14 protein-coding genes and 1 pseudogene are annotated in these 25,828 nt (G+C 59.6%); 10 read left to right on the top strand and 5 right to left on the bottom strand.

Annotated features, from left to right (window positions below):
• Positions 1–406 precede the first annotated feature (406 nt).
• Entirely contained in the window at positions 407–1,738 is a 1,332-nt protein-coding gene (gene ltrA, locus NLN62_RS01945) for a group II intron reverse transcriptase/maturase (protein ID WP_254107150.1), read from the bottom strand.
• A gap of 400 nt (positions 1,739–2,138) precedes the next feature.
• A pseudogene (gene ltrA / locus NLN62_RS01950) lies at positions 2,139–3,615 on the bottom strand (group II intron reverse transcriptase/maturase).
• Between the two features lie 53 nt (positions 3,616–3,668).
• Between ltrA (NLN62_RS01950) and NLN62_RS01955 the strand changes: the two are divergent.
• The 5 genes from NLN62_RS01955 (at position 3,669) to NLN62_RS01980 (ending at position 18,626) form a co-directional block, all read left to right on the top strand.
• Positions 3,669–4,025: a hypothetical protein gene (locus NLN62_RS01955; protein WP_254107151.1), complete on the top strand. Its 357-nt coding sequence runs from the start codon at positions 3,669–3,671 to the stop codon at positions 4,023–4,025.
• A 1,507-nt stretch (positions 4,026–5,532) separates the two neighbouring features.
• Positions 5,533–9,549: an AAA family ATPase gene (locus tag NLN62_RS01965; protein WP_254107152.1), complete on the top strand. Its 4,017-nt coding sequence runs from the start codon at positions 5,533–5,535 to the stop codon at positions 9,547–9,549.
• 141 nt (positions 9,550–9,690) lie between these two features.
• Positions 9,691–15,474 (top strand): alpha/beta fold hydrolase, encoded by a 5,784-nt coding sequence (locus NLN62_RS01970; RefSeq protein ID WP_254107153.1) that lies wholly within the window; start codon positions 9,691–9,693, stop codon positions 15,472–15,474.
• Positions 15,475–15,745: 271 nt separating this feature from the next.
• Complete coding sequence (locus NLN62_RS01975) at positions 15,746–17,968, top strand: hypothetical protein (RefSeq protein WP_254107154.1); 2,223 nt, start codon at positions 15,746–15,748, stop codon at positions 17,966–17,968.
• 523 nt (positions 17,969–18,491) lie between these two features.
• On the top strand, positions 18,492–18,626 hold the full coding sequence (locus tag NLN62_RS01980; RefSeq protein WP_256575871.1) for a transposase domain-containing protein: 135 nt from the start codon (positions 18,492–18,494) through the stop codon (positions 18,624–18,626).
• Between the two features lie 251 nt (positions 18,627–18,877).
• Here NLN62_RS01980 and NLN62_RS01985 read toward each other — a convergent pair whose 3' ends face one another.
• A complete protein-coding gene (locus NLN62_RS01985; protein WP_254107155.1) occupies positions 18,878–19,213 on the bottom strand; it encodes a hypothetical protein in 336 nt (111 codons plus the stop codon).
• A 21-nt stretch (positions 19,214–19,234) separates the two neighbouring features.
• Here NLN62_RS01985 and NLN62_RS01990 point away from each other — a divergent pair, with 21 nt between their 5' ends.
• From NLN62_RS01990 to terL, 4 genes are read left to right on the top strand one after another with little or no spacing between them, the layout of a single operon-like run.
• Positions 19,235–20,182 (top strand): hypothetical protein, encoded by a 948-nt coding sequence (locus tag NLN62_RS01990; RefSeq protein WP_254107156.1) that lies wholly within the window; start codon positions 19,235–19,237, stop codon positions 20,180–20,182.
• 59 nt (positions 20,183–20,241) lie between these two features.
• On the top strand, positions 20,242–21,576 hold the full coding sequence (locus NLN62_RS01995) for a DNA methyltransferase (RefSeq protein ID WP_254107157.1): 1,335 nt from the start codon (positions 20,242–20,244) through the stop codon (positions 21,574–21,576).
• Complete coding sequence (locus NLN62_RS02000) at positions 21,569–21,991, top strand: DUF5681 domain-containing protein (RefSeq protein ID WP_254107158.1); 423 nt, start codon at positions 21,569–21,571, stop codon at positions 21,989–21,991. The genes NLN62_RS01995 and NLN62_RS02000 overlap by 8 nt, the downstream gene beginning before the upstream one ends.
• A 32-nt stretch (positions 21,992–22,023) precedes the next feature.
• Entirely contained in the window at positions 22,024–23,433 is a 1,410-nt protein-coding gene (gene terL / locus NLN62_RS02005; protein ID WP_254107159.1) for a phage terminase large subunit, read from the top strand.
• A gap of 332 nt (positions 23,434–23,765) precedes the next feature.
• Here terL and NLN62_RS02010 read toward each other — a convergent pair whose 3' ends face one another.
• Complete coding sequence (locus tag NLN62_RS02010; RefSeq protein ID WP_254107160.1) at positions 23,766–24,416, bottom strand: hypothetical protein; 651 nt, start codon at positions 24,414–24,416, stop codon at positions 23,766–23,768.
• Between NLN62_RS02010 and NLN62_RS02015 the strand changes: the two genes are divergently transcribed.
• Positions 24,409–25,275 (top strand): YqaJ viral recombinase family protein, encoded by an 867-nt coding sequence (locus tag NLN62_RS02015; protein WP_254107161.1) that lies wholly within the window; start codon positions 24,409–24,411, stop codon positions 25,273–25,275. The two genes, NLN62_RS02010 and NLN62_RS02015, sit on opposite strands and share 8 nt — an antisense overlap.
• A gap of 152 nt (positions 25,276–25,427) precedes the next feature.
• Here the strand turns inward: NLN62_RS02015 and NLN62_RS02020 are convergent, their stop codons facing one another.
• On the bottom strand, positions 25,428–25,667 hold the full coding sequence (locus NLN62_RS02020; RefSeq protein WP_254107162.1) for a hypothetical protein: 240 nt from the start codon (positions 25,665–25,667) through the stop codon (positions 25,428–25,430).
• Positions 25,668–25,828: the final 161 nt, after the last annotated feature.

Below are 25,828 nucleotides of genomic sequence, written 5' to 3' on the forward strand. Positions count from 1 at the left end.
TTGTTGCACCGCAGCCGACATCCTGGCCGCGGGTTTTGGGCATGTTATGCTCGGCATCAAGGCGGTCAGCAAGGCGCAGGAGAAATTCGGCCAGAAGTCGCTGACCGGCGAGCAGGTCCGCTGGGGTCTTGAGAAACCTCAGAACTTGGCTTCGACGGGATGCTGAAGCTGATCAAGATTTCCTGCTTCGATCACGAGGGCACGCGCGACGGGCGCGTCCAGCAATGGGACGGCAAGAGCTGCCAAGGTAGAGTCGAGATGTGGCGCGGTGGCTTTAGGCTGCACATATCTGTTTCCGCCTCTTTCGTCTGGCGGTGCCTTAGTGGTGCAGCCGTGACTCCGTTTCCACATCCCGCTCGTCGAACCGGACAGGCAGATCTCCCGCATCCGGCTCTCGGACAAGACCTCACGCCTTCACCCACGGCAGGTCGCGCCCAAGCGCGGTTAGACGTACGAGCCCGAAGTGCCCGTAGAGGTGCGAGAGTGGATAGGTCCCGCCCCTGCGTCGCCTGACCTTGTGCTTGATGCGCAACCACCGGCGCAACCGCACAGCGGTGTAGTTGTCGATCGCCCGATACGCTTTGATGACGGTGCCCACATTGAAGTAGTTCGCCCATCCGCGCAGCGTGCGGTTCAACTTCGCCACCAGCTCTGTGGTGTCTTGCCCTAACCCGGTTCGAGCCGTCAGCGCATGAATGGTCTCCACCATGCGCTTGATGCTTTTCTTCGATGGCCGGTACCCCAGGCGCGCCTGGCCGGTTTTCGCTGAGTACATCCGTCCGAACGAGTATCCCAGGAAGTCAAACTCTCCTTCCGGAACCTTACAGATTCGTGTCTTCTCCTCGTTGACCGTCAGCTTCAGCTTTCCCATGATCTCGCGCAGTCGCGACAAGGCCTCTTCAGCTTTGCCCCGCCTGCACAGGATTACGAGGTCATCGGCATAGGTCACGATGCGAGAGCCGAGGCTTCGCTCCAACCCGAGCATCTTCCATCCCAGCACAAACCGGCGCATGTAGAGGTTCGCCAGCAGTGGTGAGATCGGTGAGCCTTGCGGGATGCCGCGCCGCTTGTCCCGTGCCTCGGTCGTGCGTGTCTTCCTGCCTCGATCATCGGTTTCTTCCACGGGACATTCCAGCCACATCTTGATCAGATGCAGCACGCGCCGATCAACAATCCGGCGCGCCACCGACTTGAGAAGGTCGGCATGCGGAATGCTCCCGAAGTAGTCCGCGAGGTCGGCGTCTACGACTTCCGGGTGGCCGCGAAACAGCTGCGCTTCCACCTCGACCACCGCCTGTTGGGCATTTCGCCCGGGGCGGTAGGCATATTGCTCTGGTGGAAGATCGGCCTCAAAGATCGGTTCCAGCACCAGCATTGCTGCTGTCATGCAGACTCGATCGCGCAAGGTTGAGATGCCCAATGGCCTGAGTTTGCCATTGGCCTTCGGTATGTACACTCGTCTGATAGGGTCCGGTCGATACGTCTCCTGCCTGAGCGCAAGCGCCAGTTCGCCAAGCCATCGCTGCACCCCGTACACTTCGATGTCCGCGAAGTCCTGGCCGTCCACGCCCGGTGCGCCCTTGTTGGAGCGGCATTGAGCATAGGCATGGGCCAAGATGTCTTCCCGGCTAATCTTGTCGTACAGAGCGTAAAAGCGGTAGCCGGCTTCTGCCTTCGCTTTCGCGTGCAACGCCGTCTGCAGTTTCTGAACACTCTTCGGAGTTGATAGGTTGCCCAATCCCCAGGTCCCTCACTACGTCTTGCGTTCGTCTTGAACTGAGGTCCCTTCCCTCCACCGGCGTTACCCGGCTTCACCGGTACTACGAACCCCTCCGCATCCCCACGGCGCCCGGCCTGTCCCTCGCGGGCCTCCGGTTTGTCATCCCTGACCACGTCGTGGGGCCTCCCGTGTTGCGTACGCTTTCCTTGTGTACATGCTGTCGCCACTACCCCGGCGCAGCGACTGGAGGTACTGCTTCGCTCACTTCCTCCAACCGTGTCAGCCTTCCCCGAAAGGGTCGTCGGGTCGGCCTGCGCATCGTCCTTTTCGAGGCTTGCTCGGCGTATCGCGGTAGGGACGGCCATTGCTGGCCGCCCCCCGCACAGATCCGGACTCGCCCAACTAAGGCATCCGGCTCCTACCTTGGGTGTTTGACGTCAAAGCGTGTGTCTGGCCAAGGATGAAGGATGCGTGGCGGGGGAAGCCAGTCATTGACCAACTTCGCCATGCGCTCCCATGTGAATCCGTCTCGCTGGCTGCGCCGCCGAAGCGTTCGTCGCCAGAGGTCGGTCACGCAACGTCGGAACGCCGAGAGCGCCCGGCTATTGGTTGGGACCGCATAGTAGGCGAAGTGGCCAGTCACTACCTGGCTCAACCACTTTCCCTGTTCGGGTATCGGCTGGTGCATTCGACGCTGCAATTCTACCTTGATGTCCTTCAACTTACGCCGCATGCGGTCGCGTCGGGTCTTTCGTTGAAGCACGAAAGTGCCGCGGCGCGATCGTCCACAGATGAAAGTGAAGCCCAAGAAGGTGAACGTTTCTGGCTTTCCAAGCCCGCGCCTCTTTCGATCGGTCGTTGCAAAGCGGCCGAACTCAATCAGGCGCGTTTTAGCCGGGTGAAGCGACAGCGCAAATTCCCCAAGCCTGTCACGCATCGCATCGAGGAAACGCTGTGCGTCGTCCTTATGCTCGAAACCGATCACTAGATCGTCGGCATAACGCACGACGATCATGTCGCCCCGGGCTTCTTGCCGTCTCCAGCGTTCGGCCCAGAGATCGTAGCAGTAATGCATGTAGACATTGGCGAGGAGCGGTGAAATTACCGAACCTTGACCCGTCCCCCTGTCATCGACTGTTACGACTCCGTCTTCAAGTATACCCGCCTTGAGCCACTTCTGGATGAGGCGGACGATGCGCTTGTCGCCGATCCTATGTTCTAGGAAGCGGATGAGCCATTCCTGGCTAACAGCTCCAAAGAAGTTCTGGATGTCGGCGTCAAGTATCCAGTTCACCTTCTTTATTTTTGATCGCTGCCGAAAGTGCATCCAACGCATCGTGCGGTCCCCGTCTGGGCCTGAACCCATAGGAGAAACCGACGAAGTCGACTTCGTAGATCGCGTTGAGCACCAAGACGGTTGCGCCCTGGACGATTTTGTCTTCCAAGGCGGCGATCGCTAATGGCCGCTGCTTTCCATCCGCCTTCGGGATATACGTCCGGCGAGACGGTTGCGGCCGGTAGGCTCCTCGGTGGACCCGTCCGTGCAGATCCTCGAGCCTGAGCTCAAGATCCGACTCGTAGTCCTGCCACGTGACGCCATCCACCCCGGGCGCGGCTTTGCGCTTCAGCGCGTAGAACGCCGTCTTCAGGGTATCGACATTGACGTGGTGGAGAAGCGCGGTGAACCGCTCCTTCTTTCTTTGCCTTCCTGCTTGTCGTACGCGGTCCAGCGCCTGGGTCACGCGATTCCGGCTCTGCGCCCGGTTCGTGCTTTGCTGGCCCACGTTCCCCTTGGTCCCCGGCCTTGGCTCCACCGGCTCCGCAGCCGGTTGCCCGGCCTTGTTCGTCGGCTTCGTTGCTACTATGCCGGAGTCAGACTTCTCTGGATCGTGCATCAGCGGCTACGGCTCCTCGCCTTCCCGCCACGGACCATTGGCCCGGAAAGCCTATGGCCGATCCAAAGATCTCCCGGTTCCCGTACAAGGAGCGTCCGTACATGCCAGGGTCTCAGACCACGCCGAGCTCGACGGGCACTCGCAATATCGCGCCTGCCGATTTTGCCTTCCGTCAAGTGAACAACGTCGGCACTCGGATTTATAACGGTTTCGCGGCTCAATGGCTGGCCTATACGCTCCCCCACCGACGCTTCGCCGACGTCCTCACGGACGCCTGCGCACGGATCAGGGGCGACGTGGATTGCTACTCCTTCATCGCAGTGGACTTTCACCACATACTCCTTGCCGGTTTCTCCCGGCGCACTCACTCGCGTTACGGCCTGCACACTCGCGCTGTCACCAATTCGTGACACGCTAATCGAAGGCTTCAGCCACTTCGTTACCTCCATGACTGCTCCGATTGCTTCCGGCTGGAGCGTTTGCCGGGTGGGGCTTGCACCCACCGGAAAGCGCCGCCTTGTCACGGCGCACACCCATCGCGGACGTTCCGAGGACAGTCGTAGAGCGAACGGCGACAAGGCTGCCCATCCGGGTCGAACCGCGCCTAGGAGGCCGACGGCGGAAGGCAGCATTGCCTCTATCGTTTGGACGGCCACCGCAAATGTTGGTCTTAGGCCGCCGAGGGGATCGCGACGGAGCTATTAGAGCGATCCGGCTCCTCTCATTTCTGCCGAAATGACTGATTGAATGACATCAGGAGCGGTCCAACAATGTACTCGAAGGCCGTTCGCTCGACGGTTGGAATCATCACTGTTGCGGGCATCCCGGGATAGAGCCGGATGTTGGGCATGGCCGCCAGCTCGGCCTGATCGATGCGGACGAAAGCCCGTGTAATAGGGGCTGTTGGTTTTCGGATCAGTCAGGCGATCCCGGCCTGGCCAAGGCGGCTTGCTCGGCCGGCGCAGCGCTCGCATAGCCGCGCCAAGAAGTTGGGTTCAGCCAATTCCCTGGTAACAGGGAATTCTACAGGGAGGAATGTGCCCACCGCAGGGGGGCTCTCGGCGAGGCAAGCGCGAAACACACAAGAGGTACTGCGAATCCTGCGCATCCACGGCCCGCTGCGTCAGCATCGGAACAGGGAAATTTTGCGCGCGAACAGGGAACGGGCGCGCGCCGAGCAGGGAAGCCCGTTGCGAGCGCGTCGTCGGCGTTAGACTAGACGTCCGGTTTTGGGTCGACCCACCGCTGAGCTCCGGGCCAGCCTCACCGCAAGGAATCCAATTGGTCGTTCGGTGGATCCTCCCGCTCGGAGCGGAACGACCGTCGCCATCGCAGCAGCAACGAGCGTGACGACCGTCGCCACGCCGTCGCCGCAACCGCGCGCACCTGTAAGCTCTCCAGCTCCCAATATCGCGCCTTACCTGGCAAGGCGGACTTTAGCGGACGGATCAAGCCCAACCGTAGCTGGCAAGAATTGATCGCTGTTCAACCTCGAAGTACGGAACGGCTTTCAGCCGCCACAAGGCGATCAATTCGGAAGAGCGGTGATCCGCTGATCGGCAGTAAAACATCGGCTTGGACCTCGAAATAGAGGCACGAACGAAGCTAACGGCGGCTCTCGGGGAGCTTCATCAAGAAAGCGTCCAAGGTAGAACGACCGTCCTCTTTCGGAAATTAAATGTGAACCAGTTCACATTCGTTTCGACTCAAACGTGATTAGCTGCATGGCGCTTATCGGGCTGCCTCCCCCGTCCTCGTTGGAGCTTGGGTCTTTGACTTGGGTCAAGCAGCCCCTTACCGATCAGTGACTTACTTGCAAAGATGTTAGCAGGGCGCGGCTGAAGAGGTAGCGCATTCACGCCTTCGCAGCCTGCCCCGGTTGCCGGCTTTCTTCCCGACCCATCGCGGAAGCAAATCATGCAGGGGCATTATCATCTCCTCGAAAGTTTTCTTCCGATCGGCTTGCTTGCACGACTCCACGGCACGGCTGGGGCTCGTCCCGCGGTTATCAAGTTTCCAGCGGCCGTAATATTTGTCGACGTTTCCCGATACACCGCTTTGGTCGAGCAGCTGGCGCGCCGCGGACAGGAGGGACTCGAACAGATTCCGCGGCTGCTGGGCCTTTCCTACACCCGCTGTGCGGAATGTGTCTCCAAGCATGGAGGCGAAGTGCTGTGTTTTGCGGGCGATTCACTGCTGGCCTATTGGCCGGCAGATCGTGAGAAGCTCAGCTCTGTCGTGCGAGCAGCAATCAATTGCGCAGAGATGATCTGCCGCACAGGCCATCGTGAAGGAGCCGGCATACCGAACGAACTTAGCCCAGCCCTCCACGTCGGTGTAGGTGCGGGACAGCTCTGCGCGGCCGCTTTGGGCGGCCAGCCAGTCTGGACCCTCCTCGCGATGGGCGAAGCGATCGTAGAGGCAGCTGCCGCACAAGGCATGGCCCGAGGCGGAACCTACGAGATCTCACCCGCTGCCGCTTTAGGACTGGCTGGCGAGAGTGAGCCCGAAAGCCTCCACCGTTGGGCAAGTGTCGGAGATTATCTTGCGTCTCCGCCGCTCGACTGGCTCACCGGATTTCTGCCACCGCAAGTGCGGGAGACCCTGCCAGCGCTTGTTCAGGGCCAAAGCATCACGAGCGGGTCGCTGGCAGTTGATCTCGATTCCGACCGCCATGTGGATGCTCGCCTCGCAGAGTTGACAGAGATCAGACCCGTTTCTGCACTTTTCGCGCGAATTACCGGCTTGGACCTGAATGATCCCGATGCGCTGCTTCAACATCATGAGCTCTGCGCATCGCTACAAGAGATCGTGCGGGTACACGGCGGGCCACCAGGAGATCTGTTTTGCGGCGATAAGGGTCTCATTTTTTCCACCACATTTGGCGCCCGCGGCAATTTCAACCGAGATGATCCCCGCCGCGCGGTGGATGCCGCTCGCGCGATCAATCACGCCATCGATCTGAGAGGATTATCGTCATCGATCGGCGTGGCCACGGGAGACGCACTCTTTGGAGTGGTGGGAAGCTCGCGCCGGCGACAACTAATGGTCCATGGCTCCTCCATGAACCGCGCCGCGCGTCTGATGACTGCGGCCGAAACCGGCATACTCTGCGACGCGCCCACGGAACGTGCGACCCGAACCGCCTTCAAATTCGAAGAGCGCGGCGCGTTACAGCTTGTCGGACTAGGCGACATGGCTGCGGTATTTCGTCCGGCTGAACATCACGAACTGCCCTCCTCTTCTCCGGTCCTCATTGGCAGGGAGCGTGAGCTCGAGTCCTTACGACGGACATTTGATGACGCTCGCCTCGGGGGAACGCGTCTGCTAGCCGTCATCGGGGAGTCAGGAATCGGCAAGTCGGCGCTGGTGACCGCATTTGCCGATGAGCTTCGTTCAATGGCCACAACAGTCGCCCTCGCCCGAGCCGAAAGGGACGATCGGCGAACATCGCTCCTACCTTGGCGCCGAGTACTCGCGTCTCTTCTGGGACTTTCTTCCGACTCCGAGGGAACTTCCATACTGCGTGCCATCACGTCGCGTGTCGCGATGCACCCTACGACCATGGATCGTCTCGCCCTTCTAAACGGAGTTCTGGGTGTCGAAATCCCGGAGAATGAAAGTACACGTCATTTGGAAGGCGCGCATCGTGGTGACGCAACCATGCGCCTGTTAGGTGACCTGCTTGCGATCATCGCACCGCGCCCCGTGGTGCTCGTGCTCGAGGATAGCCAATGGCTTGACTCTGCATCATGGCGTCTCCTGGAATGGATCATCGCTACCCATTCGTCAATTCTGATCTTGGCGTGTGTGCGCTTGGAAGAGATCCCCGAAGAGCTCAGAAGCCTGCAGCGTCGTGCCGAGGCGGCGCGAATGACCGCATCTGAAGTTGATTTGGATGATCCCGCACGATCTTTCCGAATCATGGAGGTGGAGGAACTTAGCGATCATTCGACGCGCGAGCTTGTCGCTCGAACAGTCGCGAGCTCTCCCCCGGAACCCGCGCTCGCTGACCGGATTTCTGCGTTAGCGTGTGGCAATCCGCTCTTTGCGGAGGAGATAGCCCTAAGTCTAAAGACGGAGGGGCTGATCGCGATCCGCGACGGCTGCTGGCGTTCGATCCGCCCACTCGATGAACTCAAGTATTTCGAAGGCGTCGAGCGAGTGATACGCGAACGGATCGATCGGGTCGAACCCAACCTGCTCGATGTATTGAAGGCATCTGCGGTAATCGGGCGATCGTTTACGGTTCGGTTGCTTGAGCAATTGCTTGAGCTAAACAGTCATCATCTTACGGCTCTTCTCGACTCCCTTGTGGCGACACATTTTCTGCGGCGAGGCCCAACTGAAGACGCTTATGAGTTTCGTCACGATCAAATTAGGGATGTCGTGTATGGATCAATAGCGGGAGATCGGCGGCAACAACTCCACGGGATCCTAGCCCAATGGCTTGAGCGCAGCGAGGCATCCACGACGGGGGCGGAATTTGCCGTCCTGGCGCGACATTTCGAGGCCGCGGGCAACAAGGAGAAGGCTGTCGAGTATGCGGAAATGGCTGCGTCGAAAGCTTTACAGGTCGGGGCGTTTCGTGAGGTCGAAGACTTTTTGAAGATCTGCTTTAGTCACGAAGTCCGACAGCAGAGATTGAGCGCGCAAGAACGACTTCGGGCCGTACATTGGAGAACTCAGCTAGCTGAGGCTCATTACAGCCGTGGCGACATTCACGCTGTAGGTGGTGCCGTCCGTCGCGCGCTCACCGTGGCAGGCGAATCGATTCCGAGTTCGCCAGCCAACGTCGCCGTTCGGCTCGCCGGAAGTGCGCTGCAGTTGCTATTTCAACAGCTACGTTCCCCATCACGCGGGTACAACAGCTCCGAAAAGGCTTGGGAGTGCGAGATAGCTCGTTGCCACAACCACGCAGCTGCGGTCGAATTCTTCGAGCTCCGGTTTTTGCCAACTATACTTCATCTCATTCAAGCTGTTGTTCATGCGGAACGTGCCGGCCTGTCGCCGGAATTGGCGGTGGCGTGCTCGCAAATGGCGTCGGGATTTGGAAATATGGGCCAAAAGCGTGCGGCCGAACACTTCGTGAGAAAGGCGGAACGCGTTGCGATCGCGCTAGCCGACCCTGCGATACATTCCCACGTCTGCTTTCTGGATGCCATGTGGCGCGTCGGACGCGGCGATTGGTCGGTGGTTGATTGTCGGACAAAGCAATCTCAAGAGCTTAGTTTGCAGGCCGGAGACCAATTGCGTTGGGGCAGCGCCCAAGTCATTCGCTTCTGGTCGCAATTCTACCGCGGTGACTGGGGGGCGCTCGAGCAAACCGCGCAGAGCCTGCTGTCGCGCGCTCAAAGTTGCGGAAACACACAACAGGAGATCTGGGCGCTGCGATGCAAGGCATTGTGCGCGCTTCATGCTGACAGACCGCGCGAAGCAGTCGAAGTGTTAAAGCTCATCACTTCCGCCATGCGCGGATCCGCCGACTTGGCGGCTCAAGTTTCCTCAAAGGGCTCCCTGGCATTAGCGCTCGCCCGCATTGGCCAGAACGATGAGAGCCTTGAGGCAGTTGACGAAACCCTCCGACTGCTCCGCCAAATGCGTCGTCCAACTTCACACAGCCCCCTCGTTGGCTTGTCCGGCCTATGTGAGGTTCTGTTGCGAGGTCGCGAGGCTTCACTGTCGCGCGAGTACGACCAGTGGAACGAGTGGGAATCGGAATCTCTGCAGGAACTCAAGCGGTATAGCCAGGTGTTTCCGATTGGTAGACCTCGATACGGCCTATGGGCGGGCGTGACGCTTTGGCTGGAGGGCCGTAAGGATCGTGCGTTCCGGACATGGAATCGGGCACTTTTGGAGTCCCAGCGACTTTCCTTGCGCCATGACGAGGCAATGATTGCAGCTGAGATCCGGCGTAGGCGAGATCGGTTTTAAAGGCCCTGCCATCGTAACTTGGCAGGCGATCGACAGGTGAGGCAGACCCACGGCCTTGGAGCCGCGGGCAATCTGGCTTGATTATTTGAGGCGATATTTGCGGACTGTGTTTGTTGCGATCATTTTCTCGCGGAAGAGAACATGCTGCTACACGAAGGCAACGGCCTCGGAGCCACCGACCAGACACCAAGGCAGGCGAATTGGCTGTCATGCGGTCTCGAGACTCTAATCGATGAGCGGTCGCGGAGCGATCGGCCCGCTGCCGCAAAAAGCGAGCATGATTTTGATGTCGTGATTGTCGGCAGCGGCTACGGGGGGGCTATTGCGGCTGCCGAACTGAGCGGTTGCACTGACGAGAGCGGCAAGTCGCTACGCATCTGTGTGCTCGAGCGCGGCAGGGAGTACCTACCCGGTGCGTTTCCCACCGGGCAGGCCGATCTTGCCGGACACGTGCGCTTCGCCACACCCAAAGTGTCACGCCAAAGCGGCGCCTACGACGGCCTCTATGACATCCGGTGGAGCGACGACGCGGTCGTCGTAGTTGCTTCCGGTCTTGGTGGTGGTTCCCTGATCAATGCGGGCGTGACAGAAATGCCGCACCCCGCCGTGTTTCAAGAGGCGCGATGGCCCAAGGCAATCCGCGAAGCCAAGGATCTGAAACGGTTGGCGGCTCGGCTCCTTCCGCTTTTAGGCGCAAATCGCCTCCCTCGCGCAAACGGGCTGAACAAGACAAAGCAGCTGAGAACGCTTGCCAATGGCCATAGGGCGGCACTAACTCGAATCACGGTTGCTGGTACCGCTCGCTCGAGCAGTGCTGCCGTCAAAATGAACCCGTGCCAAATGTGCGGTGACTGTGCGGTTGGCTGCAATCATGGCGCCAAGGAGTCTCTCGATACCAACCTGCTGGTTTCAGCTGCGCGTAAGGGAGCGCGCATTGTTACCGGTGCAACCGTCATTCGCGTTTCCGCAAATCACAGTGGCTCGAATGGATGGGTTGTGCATGTCAACCATACAGACGAGCATCTACGTGATCGCCAGCCTCATCCGTTCGCAATTCGAGCCAAGCGGGTCATACTCGCCGCCGGCACATTGGGCTCGACTGAGATCTTGTTGCGCTCGAAAGGGCCGCTCCGCTTCTCTGCCCAACTCGGTCGCAAGTTCTCCGCAAACGGCGACATGCTGGTCACCGCCTACGACGTAACCAAGCCTGTTAACGCCGTCGCAGATGAAGCGCAGCCGGTTTGTGCGCCGCCAACAGCGGATACCGAAGCGATCGGCCCGACCATCACCGGCATGATTGATCTAAGGAACGGCAATCCGCAAACCGATCTCGTGATCGAGGACCTGGCGGTGCCAGGGCCGCTTCGCCGCTTGTTTGCCGAGGCGACCACCACGTTCCAGGTCCTCAATCAACTCGCTGACCCGGACTTCAAATCCCATAAAGCGGGATGGCCACAGAAGGATACTGCCGCGGTCGATCAACGTGCGATCAAACACTCCCTTGTGCTCGCAATGATAGGCCGTGACGCTGCCGAGGGTGAACTGACCCTTGGGGACGGCCCGGTAAGCGACAATGTCGATGGGCTGCTGACGGTATGCTGGCCCGCTCTTCGATCGGATCCGCGGCTGCAGAAACATCATGAACGGCTCGCCAAGCTAATGGAGCAATCGAAGCTCGGTGGAACCGTTGTGAACAACCTGATGTGGCGGCCGTTCTCCGACGCGCTGGAACGGTTGTTCGAAGCTCAACGCGGGCCTTTGGTGACTGTTCACCCACTCGGTGGCTGCGCTATGGGCGACGACGTACGCCAAGGCGTTACGGACGATTGCGGGCGCGTGTTCGATGCCAATGGGCCTCACCGCCAGTCGGTGCACGAAGGACTAGTTGTTCTCGACGGCTCGATTGTACCGACTTCGCTTGGGATCAATCCGTCCCTGACCATCTCGGTCCTGGCGCTGCGCGCCATCATGCAGCTGAAGACGCAGTGGAAGCTGAGGGACACCCGGCCTGGCCTTCCCCCAGGCGAGCTCGAAAGGCCGATCTACGCGACCACGGATATCATCCGCAATCCCGCACCCACACGCATCGAACTTACTGAGCAGGTTCGCGGTCACGTGCGACTGCGCACTCCGACGGGAATGTCCAAGCCGCATCGCGTGCAGATTACGCTGACCACCGAGCCGACCGCGCTTAATAATCTCTTTGCCTGCGAGGGAAATGGACAGCGCAGCCTCAGCATCGCGCCTGGCAAGGGCACGCTTACAATTTTGAAAGCGGGGAGAGACTTCGATGCAGTCTCCGACCAAGCCCGACGGGAAGATGTCGCATTGGAAGCGAGCATCTCCGGGCAATTGCGCCTATTCGAATTTGCGCGGTCCAATTGGGTTCTTCGAACGGCGCGCGCGTTGTTGGCGTGGGTCGGCAACCGTGGCCTGCGCGACTTTGTGCAGGACCGGCTGCAGTGGTTCCAGGAGTTTCTGCATTTGCGGCCGCGCCCCGAACAGGTTGAACCAATGCCGTCCCGCGGTAGCCGAATATGGCAGTTTGTCAGTGGAATTGTATCGGTTTGTTCGCGCGCCGGCGCCGTCCGCCTGATCACATATGATCTGACCGTCGGCGCGGTTACCTTTAGCCCCGGGTTCGATGCCTCGCGGTTCGAGAACCAGTCCATTCGAGCAGTCAAGCGCCTTACCTACTATCGAGCCGCGAGCCCCTTTACGCAGCTCTTGGAAATGACCGTCGAGCGTTTTCCGGAGATGCGCCCGCCGGTCGTCCGCAAATTCCCCCTGCTCAAGTTGAACAAGCGCTATCTCGCGCGGCAAGAGATACCCCTCTTGCGTGTCGTGGATCAGCAGGACGGCATCGCGGCTTTAAGCGATATGCTCTCGTTCGTGCTGTATGCGTTTCGGGTCGTCTTGCAGGCTCACGCCCTAAGCTTCCGCCGGCCAGACGCGCCACTCGCTCGGATCCCGCAACGGCTGCCCGGAGCAGTGCATGGCCTGCCGGAGCCACAGATCGAGTGGCTGACGGTTGACGAGAAGGCCGAGCCGCCCGTCCAAATCCGACTGACACGCTACGATGGCTCGGCGCGGCGACCGGCTGCCGCCGCCGTTACGCGGCCTGTACTCCTGATTCACGGTTACAGCGCCAGCGGTACAACATTCGCGCACCCTGCGGTGAAGCGAAACCTGGCGCAAACGCTGTGTGAGTCCGGCCGCGACGTGTGGATCCTTGATATGCGCTGCAGTGCAGGTCTAACCACGGCAGCTAGCGACTGGCCATTCGAGAAGATGGCCAACCAGGACATTCCGATTGCAATCGAGCATGTGTCGGCGGCGCGCACCAAGGGCGGAGGCCAACCTTCAAGAGTTGACGTTGTAGCGCATTGCATGGGGGCGGCGATGTTCAGCATGGCCGTGCTGGCAGACGGGCCTCGCCATGAACGATTGCGTCAGAAGATCGGTAGAGTTGTGTTCTCGCAGGTCGGACCGGTCATGATCTTGAGCCGCACCAATGTGCTGGCCGCGTACATCATGCGTTACGCGCGGCGCTTCGTTTCCATGCGCGAGTACACCTTCAGCCCCCAAGGCGAAAGCACCCTCGCCGGCCAGTTGTACGATCGTGCCCTCGCGGCGATGTCAATGCCGCGCCACGAATTCAGGCGTGAGAATCCGTTCTTGCCTCCCAGGGCCACCCCATGGGCGGGGACTCGACACCGCATGGATGCTCTCTACGGCCGCACGTTCTCGCTGAGGAATCTCTCGACGGGAGTGCTCGATCAATTGGACGACTTCTTCGGACCGATCAGTGTCGAAACTGTATCGCAGGTTATCCACTTTGCCGGTTACAATACCGTAACAAACAAGCGCGGCGTCAACCGCTATGTAACCCCGCAACGGATCGCCGAGAGGCTGACATTTCCAATGATGTCAATTCATGGCGATAAGAACGGTCTCGTTGACGTAGCGACGCTCGCTCTCATGCGAAACACCCTCGAAACAGCCGGCGTGCCATACCTCAACGCGATACGCGGCTACGGTAAAACCGATCCTACAGCAACATCTCAGTCCCCTGATCAAATTGAGAAGCTAATCGCCGATAGCGCTGCCTCTTTGGCACCTGGGCAGGCGTCTTATCTCACCTGGCGAATAGAAGGGTATGGCCACCAGGATTGCCTGATTGGCAAACACGCAGGTCGTAACTGTCGCGTGATTGCCAAGTATCTGTGCGCTCCCGATCCACCTGCAGGTGCAGCACGCTCGGCTGCTCCTCAACCCAGCCGAAGCTGCGTCTCGACCTTCCAGGCGGTAGCTCCCGCGTATGGGGTGCGACTCCGGGTACTCAAATATCCCGGCAAGATCCGTATTCTCGCAAGCGACAGCCCCGGTCGCGGTCGCCCCCGTTGCGCGCTTGTAGTTCCGGTCGCGCAAAACGGCGACCGGCTGGTACCGCTACATCTCAGCGGTTCGAGGGCGATGCCGACGGACGTCAACGGCCTGAGGGCCGTTGGCGTTTGTATCGGTAAACCGGTCAGGATCCGCAAGCGACGACGCCGACGTCTTGGTCCTTACTTTTTCGACGTGCCGTTCAGTTCTTGGCCCCGCCACGCTCCCGAGGTTCTGGTGCTGCTGTTGTACAATCAACCCGATGGTATCGGCGGCAATCCGCGCCAGCCAGATCGAATGGTCCAGTCGAAATCGCGGCTGACCAACGCTTTGAGCGAGGCGCTTACGTATGACACAATCAGCGACTTACGTGGTGGCTTGATCCGAGGAGCTTCATCTGATCCCGCGTCTTTGGACGATGTTGCTACGCCACCGCGCGTCACTTTTGCATTGGGTAGCTGCCTGTATCCCAACGATATTCTGAACCACATGCCTGCTGCTGAGAGTGCGACTTCGGGCGTCGCTGATGCCGCGCTACTCAAGCTCGGCCAACGCCTAGGTGAGTCCGCGCCGCCGACCCTGCTGTTGCTGGCCGGAGACCAGATCTATGCGGATGCGACCGCGGGCCTTTTCGACCCAAAATTGAAGAACTCGCTGTACCGCATGTCGCAGGAGCGCCGCGGCGAAAGCCGAGGTGCAAAGGCGGTGTTGCAGCGCCTCGACCTCGACGTCCAAATGATGCTTGATGATCATGAAATCCGAGACAATTGGGCACCGAATGACCCGCATGCAGCCGAACGCCTGCGACGCGGAACGGCTGCGTACTGGCTGTACGAGCGTGCCTCTCCGGAGGCGCTCCCCGCGCTCTGGCATAAAGTAATGCACAAAGGCCTGCCGTTCTTTCTCGCGGACGCACGGACACAGCGGGAGCCGCGTGCTGCGGCAGACTGGCGCAACAGGGCGATCATGCACCCCGAGCAATTCCGCAAGCTTTGCAAATGGCTTGCGGTGCCCCGGTTCGCGAAATCGCCGAAATTTGTAATGACTGCTTCCGCGCTACTGCCGAGACGACTGACAGTTTCGCAAGAACCTGCCAGCGCACTCGCTTCTGATGCCTGGGAGGGATACCCGTACTCGTTGCATTCCCTGTTACGATTTGTTTGCGACAATCAGATCAAGGGCGTTGTGTTCCTCTCGGGCGACGAACACGTCAGCAGCGTGACAGTAGCGCACGTCAAATGCCTCGACACTGGAACCAGCTGCACCCTGCACTCCATACACAGTTCTGGGCTGTTTTCACCTTATCCATTCGCCAACGGCTCGCCCGGGGACTTTGTCGCCAAGGACACGTTTGGATTTAAGCAACTCGACGGAGCCGGCATACTCCACGAATATCGATGTGAGGTTGCAACGGAATTTTATCCCGGCGACGGTTTTGCGGTGGTCACAGCCCGCAACGCCTCACCAAGGTGGCTCTTGGATGTGGAGTTTTCCCGAAGCGACGGGCCCAAGTCGCACCCTAGCATACACCTAATCTAGACGCTCTCCGTAGGCGGAGTAGTCGAACGACATTGGATGAGTGTTTGCGATCATTACATTAGGGGCTCGAGACTTAAGGTTCGCTTTTTCCCGATCAAATGTGTACCAGTTCACATCGTCGCTTCGTTGCTCCGGCTACCCTCCTAAGTTGATCGGGGCTCGTAAGCGGAGGCAAGACGAGCGCTCCAAAGGGCCTCTTCGAACTGCGCCTTACTGAGGCGAGAGCGAAGCCAATAGCGCGAGCGTCGCTCTCTATGGAGGAGAGCGTACTATGGATATCATTCGAGAAATTGTTACGAAGAGCGAGTGGATTATTGCACTCTCGGCACTTTTTGTAGTCGCTTGGGCGCGATTCAACTCTCCGCCAACCAATCGGTCCGGCACTACCTTTGCCCTCTTCTTCTGGGGAGTTATTTTTTATTACGCGTTGATGATACCGCTTTGGCTCGTTGTCATGATCGGCCTTGTGCAGGGTAGCATCGGCTTCGACTTCATGGTCGGGAAGTTGATGCAGGTAGACCCCAAAGCGCAAGCGCAACTCGCTCAATATTCTCCGATTGTGGCCGTGCTAATAATCGTTGTCGCTTCGCTGTTCCGGGACGTAGCACGGATCGACAGGGCTGCCCGGGCATTTTGCGTCAAATTAGCCGCTATCCCGCGTGAAGCCGATCGGCTTGCAATTGAACTCGCGCAAACCGCCGGCTTTGCACCGCACGGAATGGTTCGAATGAAAGTTAGCAGGATCATTTCCGACAATATCAGTCCGCGGGCACTGAGCTTCAATAGCGATGGCACCCTCCCTGATCGGTTCACAAGAGCTATCGGGCTATACAACCTCTTTGTAGCACCAAGGAGAAGCGCTACCGCACTTGAATTCGCCGGAAATGGATATGGTCGCTCGGCCTACGCCAGGATAATGCAACTGGGTGACTCGTTGGCCACTCGCGCAGATGCTCGTTACGAAGAATTGATGCACTCCGGCCTGGCCTTTTTCGCCTCTCCGCTACCTACCCCAGAATTGAAAGAAACGCTGAACCGCAACATTGCGGAGGTCACCAATCTTACCTGCAGTCTCGTTTCGCGTTATGTGCTCTTTTGCGAAAGAACTCACAGCGCTCGGTTGCAGCGCCTTGCAAAAATGGGCTTCGCCTACAGTCCGGGGCCTACCTTCGGAATGGATCAATGGGCGACAACGATCTTCCTTGTAACAGGCTTGAGCATCGGCATGATGGTATTCATGCCAGGGACGCTCCCGCTCGAGGTGGGAAAAGTCCTGACGATTGCCATCACGTTTGGCATTTCAATCGGGTTTGCAGTCTCAGGTGCGATCATCGTGGCGCAACGTTTCATTGGACGACAAGAGGACGACACACCGGCATATCCGCCGATTGCCGAGCTGGTAGTCGCAGGTCTTATCGTTGTGGGTCTATCGATTGTGCTTCGTATCGGTATTCCGCTTGTGTCCGCCTTGATACAAGGTGACGGATATCAGCACGTTCTTAAGCAGTTTGTTGAACGGCTATATGGGGTCATTACGCCTTTTATCTGCACGGTTTCCCTCGGGCTAATTTGTTCGTACATGGGATCCTCGCGCTTAAACTGGTACCGGGTAGCCACGTTTGGGGCTTTCGCAAACGGTGTCGCATTGACGTGTGCGGGCTGGCTCGTCGCGCATCTGGTCGGCCAGCCCGTATTGGCCCAATTCTATGTGCATCCGGAGAACGCGACACATCTGGTGGCGCTCAGCAGCGGTTTAACGGGCTTTATCGTCGGCGGCATGGTTCTCGCCGTCTTCAACGAGTCCGAACGCATACGCAAGGTCACAGCCGAACAAACAATCGAGGTGCTGCACAAGGATAATAGCTGGCATGATGCGCCCCCGATCGCTGACGATCTTGAATCACCCGTGCCAACCAGATCCAATACCGCCTATGATCTCGGCTCCTACGCGCGCGCAAGCGTCGAGGCACTCGAAGGGGACTATGTATGCTTCAGGCCGGCCTTCTCGAACTCCGAGATCATTAATGCGTATGTCATGGCCGTTCATTGGGACGAAACCGAGTCCTGCCTCATGTTCGAGGAAAAAGAACGTGTCGACGCGGGCCACACGCAGAAGGGACGAGTCTACATCCCGGAGGGACGGCCGTTCGTAAACTTCGTGACATTGGAAAAGGGAGCTATTCGTCTGATCATGGTGTCGCGTCCTGAAACGAGTAACGAGCCGGCACGCGGCCTGATCACGACGTTATCAAATCCTGGTGGCGCACACTTTACCCCAGCCAGCGCTCCGATTGTTCTCAAACGAATGGTCGATCACAGCCCTCAACTTGGTTTCGTTCGGCCCGGTTCGCCCGACTACGACATGTATCGCCGAGAACTTGAGGTGGTGGCACCCGTCTTCGGCTTCTTTGCGCTGGCTCCGCAGCCGAATCCCAGCACAGAACTCCGCCCGGTCTTGGCACTGCAGGACGGCCAGCTATCCGTCGTGCCGTGATAGCCATTTCGAGCAGTTGCTGATTTATGTGCGTTCTCAGCCGCTACGGCGGCGCTCGACAAGCAAGCACCGGAACGGGTCGCCTAGGAGAACGCCTCCCAGTGGTGCGCATGATCACGCCAGCGCTCCCAATCTGTCTCGAACTCCTTCTCGACCGGCTCAGGAAGTTGTCAGATTCATTGGGGAATCGAACGCTTCCCGACATCGGAAGCCTGCAACCGAGAATTCTTGAGAGATCATCCGTGTTCCAAGCTCAGCTGATCGCGGCATCTGTAGCTATTTAGGCGATATCTGCAAGTCCTGCCAAAAAGCGAACTCGGCTCAAGCGATTAGGTTCGGTGTAGAGGAGCCTCATTCCGCCGATTATCCGTAAGCGGTTGGGATTGGTCGGCGCACGAGTCCGCCGCCGTTCCGCCAGAGTCGGCAGCGCGGAGCTTGGAGCATTCTGGCGCGCAACGCCCCGCCACATTCCGGCCCCGATAGCGGCGCCGACCGCGGGGCAACTGTCTGCGCCCTCGTCACCTTGGCCAGGCTTAACGGCGTCGAGCCCTTCGCCTATCTTGAGGACGTGCTCGAGCGCATGTCCAACGGGCACCACCCAAGCCGGCTCGACGAGCTCCTGCCCTGGAACTGTCGACCAGCGACAGCCATCAACTGACGCCACGTGTCAGGAATGGACGCTTACTGTAAGCGAGCGAGATGGTGGACGACAAAGCTAGAGCACGGCGAAGCTCAAACGCCGCCTGACCTCTGCTTGTCGGCGCTTCGCCGGCATACGACTGACGCTGGACGTCCGCTTGCGCTAAAAGCTTCCGATGCTCACCCGTTATGGGATCTTCGAACCCAATGCCCTAGTTCGTAGATTGATCGTCCCTGCAGTTGCTGGGCGATCTAGCCGCAGGGACGCTCCTACTCGATGAGGGCTTCGAGCTGGGCATTGGCTCGCTTCAGACGACGTGCGATTGCCACCTGCAAGCTAAGTGTCACCGGTTCCTCGCCGTCCGTGATGTGCCCCGTGGTCTTACGGGTACGACCAGAGCTTCTCATCGCAACGGCCTCCAGGCAGCCGCACACTTTGGCCTCCACGTTCTTGTTGGCCGTTTTGCAGCCGAGAGCCGCCGCACGGCAAAGGTCATTCGAGATGCGCGCTGGCGGAACTGCGCCTAAGTTATCCACAACCGCGCTCGGCGCGGCGACATCAGATTCATTTCCTGTAAAGCGCTTCAAGCTGAGATGTTCGCGCAATGCTTGACTCGGAGACCATCGATGCCGAGACGCGTAAAACCAGCATGCCGACTGACCAGCATGGTCCGACTGGATGGCTACGGACAAGAGGATGATCGTCCCCTCGACTTGATTTTCCGTTCTGTGGCCGGCTTGAAAGACCGCGGTCGCCAGGGTTGTTTACTCAGCGACGTTCAATACAACGATCTGATCGAGACTGCCGAACTGAAAGACCCGGACGATGAAGCGCGCCCTGACCTGAACTACTTTCGACTTCACGTCCTCAAGGACTGCTTGCACGCCGATCAGCAACCGTCGCGTCAGCAAATCCACAAGGAGGTGACCAAAACTTGCGATCTGGTCCGTGATTTCCTGCAGCGGCTCGCGTCCATCGGGCCGCTCCCGCATGAATTGACCAACATAGTCTGCATCGAACCGTTGGGCCCGGCAGACGTCTTCAGCGCATTTCCCAAGCGGCTGTATGACTTTGCCGCTCTGTCAAGATACCACGCCAAGACTAGTCCACGGCCTAGCAAGCTGGACGACGCTGCAGCATCGGCCGATCGGTTAGCCCGGCACTTGAAATATCTGGACGCTGCGGCGAGCGAGAAGATCTTGGATGCGCTGTGGCTGGAAAATGTCCGCGGTATGCGCGATTTGGCGGCTATCGCCGGTGTCGTGCTCGACGCCGCGATCTGTGCACTCAAGCGCAGCAAGAAGATCGGCGGCCCCCGACCGAAAACCATAATCAAAGAGGTCGTGATTTGGCTCGGCGATTGGTTCGAACGCTACGGCGGAGAATTCACCCACACGCCACGCGCGAAGGGCGAGTATGACGGTCGGCTGCATACCGCCGCCGCGCGGTTCGTTTTCCGCTTCCTCACGATGTGTGACTGCTCAATCACCGAGACAGCAGTCAGCCAGTTCATGGCGGAAGCCATCAAATTCAGGAGACAGCGCGGTCGGCAGGCCGGGGAGACGTCTTCCTGATTGCCAGGATACGAGTCTTGCCTCTCAATTGGCTCAGCGCAGTTAAGAGGAGACCGCCGATGCTCAATCAGCTGGGCAATAGATGTCCGCTTCGCCATGACCTCACGCCCATGCTCGTGCCGATTGCTGAGCTCAAGCAACTCGGACGTGAAACCCGGCGACACCCCAAGAGCCAGATCAAAAAACTCGCGGCCAGCCTGCAGGAATTCGGCTTCGTCCTCCCGGTCATCGCCGATCGTGACCGCCGCGTCGTGGCCGGGGCAGCGCTCGTCCGGGCGGCCGATGAACTTGATCTGCGCGAGGTCCCGGTCATCCACATCCACGATCTCACCGACGCACAGGTTCGTAGCCTCAGACTGGCGCTCAACCGCCTGACCGAGGATGCTGGCTGGGACGAGCAGGCGTTGCGGCTGGAGCTGTTGGAACTGAGCGAGCTCGATCCAGAGCACGACTTGCAGATCACCGGTTTTGCCATGGGACAAATCGACTCGCTACTGGCGGCTCCCGAGGTCGAGGAGGATGAACTGCCGCCACCCGAGGCTGGACCGCCGGTCGCCCAACCGGGCGATCTCTGGACGCTCGGTGAGCACCGGATCGTCTGCGCCGATGCAACGAATGCTGAGGGCTACCAACACCTCATGCCGGGTGAGCTGGCGCAAATGGTATTTGCTGATCCACCCTACAACGTCCCGATCGATGGCCACGTGTCGGGTCGCGGGAGAATCAGGCACGCCGAGTTTGCCATGGCCTCCGGCGAGTTGTCGGCGGCCGAATTCGAGGCGTTCTTGGCCAAAGCGCTGGCGCATCTGGCCGCCTTCACCACCGAGGGATCGCTGCACTTTCTCTGCATGGACTGGCGCGGCATGGGCTACCTGCTCGCCGCCGCCGGCCCGATCTATCCCGAGATGATCAACCTCTGCGTTTGGAACAAAGCCAACGCTGGGATGGGGTCGCTTTACCGCTCAAAGCATGAGCTGGTGTTTGTCTTTAAGAACGGTCAGGCGGCCCACGTCAACAATGTTCAACTCGGCAAGCACGGCAGAAACCGCTCGAACGTCTGGGACTATCCGAGCCAAAATACCTGGGCAAACTCTGCGAAGTCAAAACTGCGCGTTCATCCGACTCCTAAGCCGGTTGCGCTTGTCGCGGACGCGATCCGCGATTGCTCAAATGAGCACGACCTGATTCTCGATCCGTTCGGCGGCGCCGGAACGACTCTCATCGCGGCGGAGCGGACCCGGCGCCGGGCGCGGCTGATCGAAATCGAACCCCGCTACGTGGATGTCACGATCCGTCGCTGGCAGCATATGACCGGCAAGGTCGCGGTTCATGACGTCACCGGTGAGACGTTCGAGCAACGCAATTGCGCAACATGGGAGAGCACGCATGGCTAAGAAAAACGACAAGCCTGTCGGTTATGGCAGCCCCCCGGTCCACAGCCGGTTCAAGCCGGGACAGTCCGGCAATCCCAAGGGACGTCGGCCAGGCAGTTTGAATTTCGCGACTGACCTCAGACACACGCTGCAAGCGCCGGTCAGCCTGACAGAGGGCGGCAAATCGCGAAAGGTCAGTACGCAATTGGCCACGTTGCTCCGCCTCAGAGAAAAGGCGCTGAAGGGCGGCGACCGCGCGATCGACAAATACCTGTCGCTTGCGGAGGCCTTCTACGCCAAGACTGCAGAAACCGCATCCAAACCGCTATCCGCCGACGACGAGGCGATCCTCGAGAGGCATCGGCAGGAAATTCTTGCCGAGGCCGACGCTTCGCCGCGGGATAAGAACAAGGACACGGACACGGACGACACATGACCCCTGTACTCTCGGCGCTGCTTAGGCAGGATTTGCGCTACTTCATCCATAAAGCGTTTTGCACCGTCTTTCCTGGCGCCACCTATCTTCCGAACTGGCACATTGAGGCCATTGCCTTTCAGCTGCTGCGGATCGAATCCGGCGATTGCCACCGACTTTTGATCAATCAGCCGCCGCGATCGCTGAAATCCCTCTCGGTATCGGTCGCCTATGTGGCCTGGTTGCTCGGTCGCGACCCCAGCCGACGGATCATTGTGGTCAGCTATTCCAACGAGCTGGCAGCTGAGCTGCACCGGCAATTCCGCATGGTGATCGAGTCCGCCTGGTACCGCAGTCTGTTTCCAGCGATGCGCACCGCGCGGGACACCGGAAGCGAGCTGGTGACCACCGCCGGAGGCGGTCGCTATGCCACGTCGGTCGGCGGCACCTTAACCGGTCGGGGCGCCGACCTCATCATCATCGATGATCCGCTCAAGGCTGAGGAGGCGATGTCGGAGCTCGCGCGCAAGCGCGTCATCGATTGGTACGGTGGCACCCTGGTGTCCCGACTCAACGACAAAGAGAAGGGCGCCATCGTTGTCGTGATGCAGCGCCTGCACGAGGATGACCTCGCCGGCCACCTGCTCCAGGCCGGCGGCTGGCTCCATCTCAAGCTCCCGGCGATCGCAACCGAAGACAGCCAAATCCCGATCGGTCGGGGCAAGCACCACGCGCGCCGCGCCAGCGAGGTGCTGCACGCAGCGCGTGAAGACAAAACTGTTCTGGAGCAGATCAAAGCCGAAACCGGCAGCCTGCAATTTTCGGCGCAATACCAGCAACAGCCGATTCCCCTCGAAGGCAACCTGATCAAACGAGAGTGGTTTCGCCGCTACGGTCAATTGCCCAGCCCCGGCCCGCGCGACATCGTCGTGCAAAGCTGGGACACCGCGATGATGACCGGCGAGTTCAATGATTATTCGGTCTGCACCACGTGGCGCATCATCAACAAGGATTACTATCTGCTCGACGTTTACCGGGGCCGCCAGCAATATCCCGACCTCAGGCGGACCGTGATCGGGCTGGCTGCGCGATACAATGCTGCGACCATCTTGATCGAGAATGCAGGTTCGGGGATGATGATGTTGCAAGATCTGCAGCGCAATGCGCCAGATCGAATGCCGCGCCCGATCGGAGTCAAACCTGAGGGCAGCAAGGCGGACCGCATGGCCGCGCAATCCTTCAAGATCGAAGCCGGGCAGGTGCACCTGCCGGCCGACGCGCCATGGCTTGATGGCTATCTTTTGGAATTGCTCGCCTTCCCGCAAGGCAAGCATGACGACCAGCTTGACAGCACCTCCCAATTCCTGAAATGGGTAAGCACCCACGCAATGTTTGACGATTGTGTTCTTGGAGTGATTTCTGTGAAGGTGGAGCGTAACATCGACGGCTCATACACGTACTGAGCCAACACTTGTCGCTGCATCGCGGGCACACCTAGACTGATGCGCTTCGGTGTCGTTCACATCAGCCGCAACTCCAGCGGTTCGGCTCTTGAGCGCAATCATCGAGGTTCGATCAGAACAGGGACGTGCGAGCAGATCGGCTGACCAGTTCGATGAGACCAGGGGTCCAACGGAGCGGCAGGCCCTTGGCTTTGACGCACCCCGCATTCCGCAATCTCTGGCTGCATGCAGTCTGCCACGAGGCTCGATCCGCAGCGCCGACGCATCAAGGACCTAGAGGTCTTCGGGGCTCACGCTTCTGCAGAACGAAGCCAACTTGGTTCCGTGCTGCTTCAACCCGCCCCTCCCCGGAGGGATCGCAGCGCGCGCTTTTGTCGCGCGAGGGCGGCACGCTCATAGCGATCGAGGCCTTTCAGCCGCTTCAAACACCCCGATATCGGTGCATCCAGAAGATCGGCCAACATCGCATGGCGGACGGTGCGGACGCGTGACAGGTCACGTTTCGATCGCGCAACATCCAAGCTCAGCTCCAAAGTCATCTTCGGCCCCAACGCCGCGGCGAGCGCGCCCGCAAGCTCGCTCAGTTCGCGATCCTCGCCGTCGATGCAGCGCGCGAGCCCGTGGCGCAGCGCGTTATGGCTGGAGTTGGTCTTTCCGCTGGTCGTTCGTGGGCCCGTGCTGCGCGTGGCGTTACGGCGATTGGCTTCGATTTGTCGGTGTGACGCCATGTCCGCCGTCCTCGGCTGGCGCGCATCCCAGTGCTCATAAAACTCCCTCCAAGCGCCTGAAACATCAAGGTTTTTTAGGCCAAAAGAACAACGATCTTGCTGCAGAAAGGACTGGCATTTCCGCGCAAAAGGAGCGTTACTGATATGGCCGGGCGTGGACCAATAGCCCCGGTATCTCACCCCGCAGGAGCGGGGGTTTTGGCGGTGCGGCGGCAGGCCGCAAGTGCCAAACTCAAAGGAGATACCGGTGACCACGATTGCTGCCAATGGCGCCGAGGCGCCCCATCCCATCGTCAAATTCAACCCCAACGATCGCCGCGCCTTTATCGGCGGCTCGGATGCGCGCATCATCATGGGCGATGACCAGGACGATCTCATTCGCCTCTGGCGCGAAAAGCGCGGCGAGATTGCGCCGCAAGATTTTTCGCGCAACCTGATCGTTCAGCTCGGCATCACCACCGAAGAGCTCAACCGCGGCTGGTATCAGGGCGCCACGGGTCAAGCGATCAAAGATATCCAGAAGCGCGTTCGGCATCCGGTGCACGGCTGGATGGCCGCCACCCTCGACGGCGTCGTCGCAGAGACCGGCGCGGTGTTCGAAGCCAAGTTCATGCTGCCCTGGGGCTTCACCGAGGAGGCCGCCGCCGAGAAACACATGGCGCAACTGCAGCACAACATGTGGGTGATCGCCGCCCGCTCGGCGGTGCTCTCGGTGATCACCGGCGGCGGCAAATGGGTGGAGATCACCGTGCATGCCGATCCACTGTACCAGCACCTGTTGCTGACCGCGGAAAAGAAGTTCTGGCGCTGCGTGCAGAGCGGCGAGCCGCCGCTCCTGTTCGGCATCGAGCCGCCGCGTCCGCGCCTCACCGCCGTCAAGGTCGTCGACATGACCGCGTCCAATCTGTGGGCCGAGTGCGCGGCAACCTATCTCCGCACCCGGGAAGCCTATGGCGACCATGAGCAGGCGAAGGCGGAGCTCAAGAAGCTGATGCCCGAGGACGCCAAGGAGGCCTTTGGCCACGGCATTCGCGCCAAGCGCTCCAAAGCCAGCGCGATCAGCTTTGATCCGGTTGAGATGGAGAGCGTCCATGCACCAGGAGACCGCCTATAAGCATCGTGCAGATCATTCATGGCGCGGGCCTTTCAAAAAAGTCTCACTTGGAGACGGTAGCCGCTGCCCTCGGGGGCTATGCCACCCTTGGCACGCAAGCCAAGCTGCTCGAGGTCATCCCGAATCGCCGCCACTCGAAAATCTGAAGCGGTTTATTCTGACTTCTTGCCGACGACCCATCTCACGATTGGCCAGCCCACAACGAAAGATGACGCGATGGTGCCGATCATCCTTACAAAGGCGTCACCCAAATCCTGATCGAAAAAGTAGGGCCGCCTCTCATAGAAGATAAACACGAGGATGACGCTAAGCGCGCAGCAAAGGGCGACGAGCAATCGGGATACCTGTCCCTCTAGATGCGTGAGGCGATCATTGAGTTTGTCGTTATCCACGGTCCTTCCCTCCGTGCGGTTCTTCGCCAGCCTAGAGTTTCACGTTCCGCCCCGGAATTCACCTAGAGCGTGATGCCCAATGGAGCTATCGTTAAGGCACCCCATCTAACCGGGAAGGCCAAATTGATGCGCAAAGCAATCATCATGGCTGCGACGGCAAT

Origin of the sequence: Bradyrhizobium sp. CCGUVB23 (genome assembly GCF_024199885.1) — a bacterium.
GTDB lineage: Bacteria > Pseudomonadota > Alphaproteobacteria > Rhizobiales > Xanthobacteraceae > Bradyrhizobium.

Coding starts and splice junctions, on each gene's coding strand:
- NLN62_RS01965 (WP_254107152.1), top strand. CDS start 5,533: ATGCAGGGGCATTATCATCTCCTCGAAAGTTTTCTTCCGATCGGCTTG.
- NLN62_RS02000 (WP_254107158.1), top strand. CDS start 21,569: ATGGCTAAGAAAAACGACAAGCCTGTCGGTTATGGCAGCCCCCCGGTC.
- NLN62_RS01995 (WP_254107157.1), top strand. CDS start 20,242: ATGCTCAATCAGCTGGGCAATAGATGTCCGCTTCGCCATGACCTCACG.
- NLN62_RS01970 (WP_254107153.1), top strand. CDS start 9,691: ATGCTGCTACACGAAGGCAACGGCCTCGGAGCCACCGACCAGACACCA.
- NLN62_RS01990 (WP_254107156.1), top strand. CDS start 19,235: ATGCCGAGACGCGTAAAACCAGCATGCCGACTGACCAGCATGGTCCGA.
- NLN62_RS01975 (WP_254107154.1), top strand. CDS start 15,746: ATGGATATCATTCGAGAAATTGTTACGAAGAGCGAGTGGATTATTGCA.
- NLN62_RS01955 (WP_254107151.1), top strand. CDS start 3,669: ATGGCCGATCCAAAGATCTCCCGGTTCCCGTACAAGGAGCGTCCGTAC.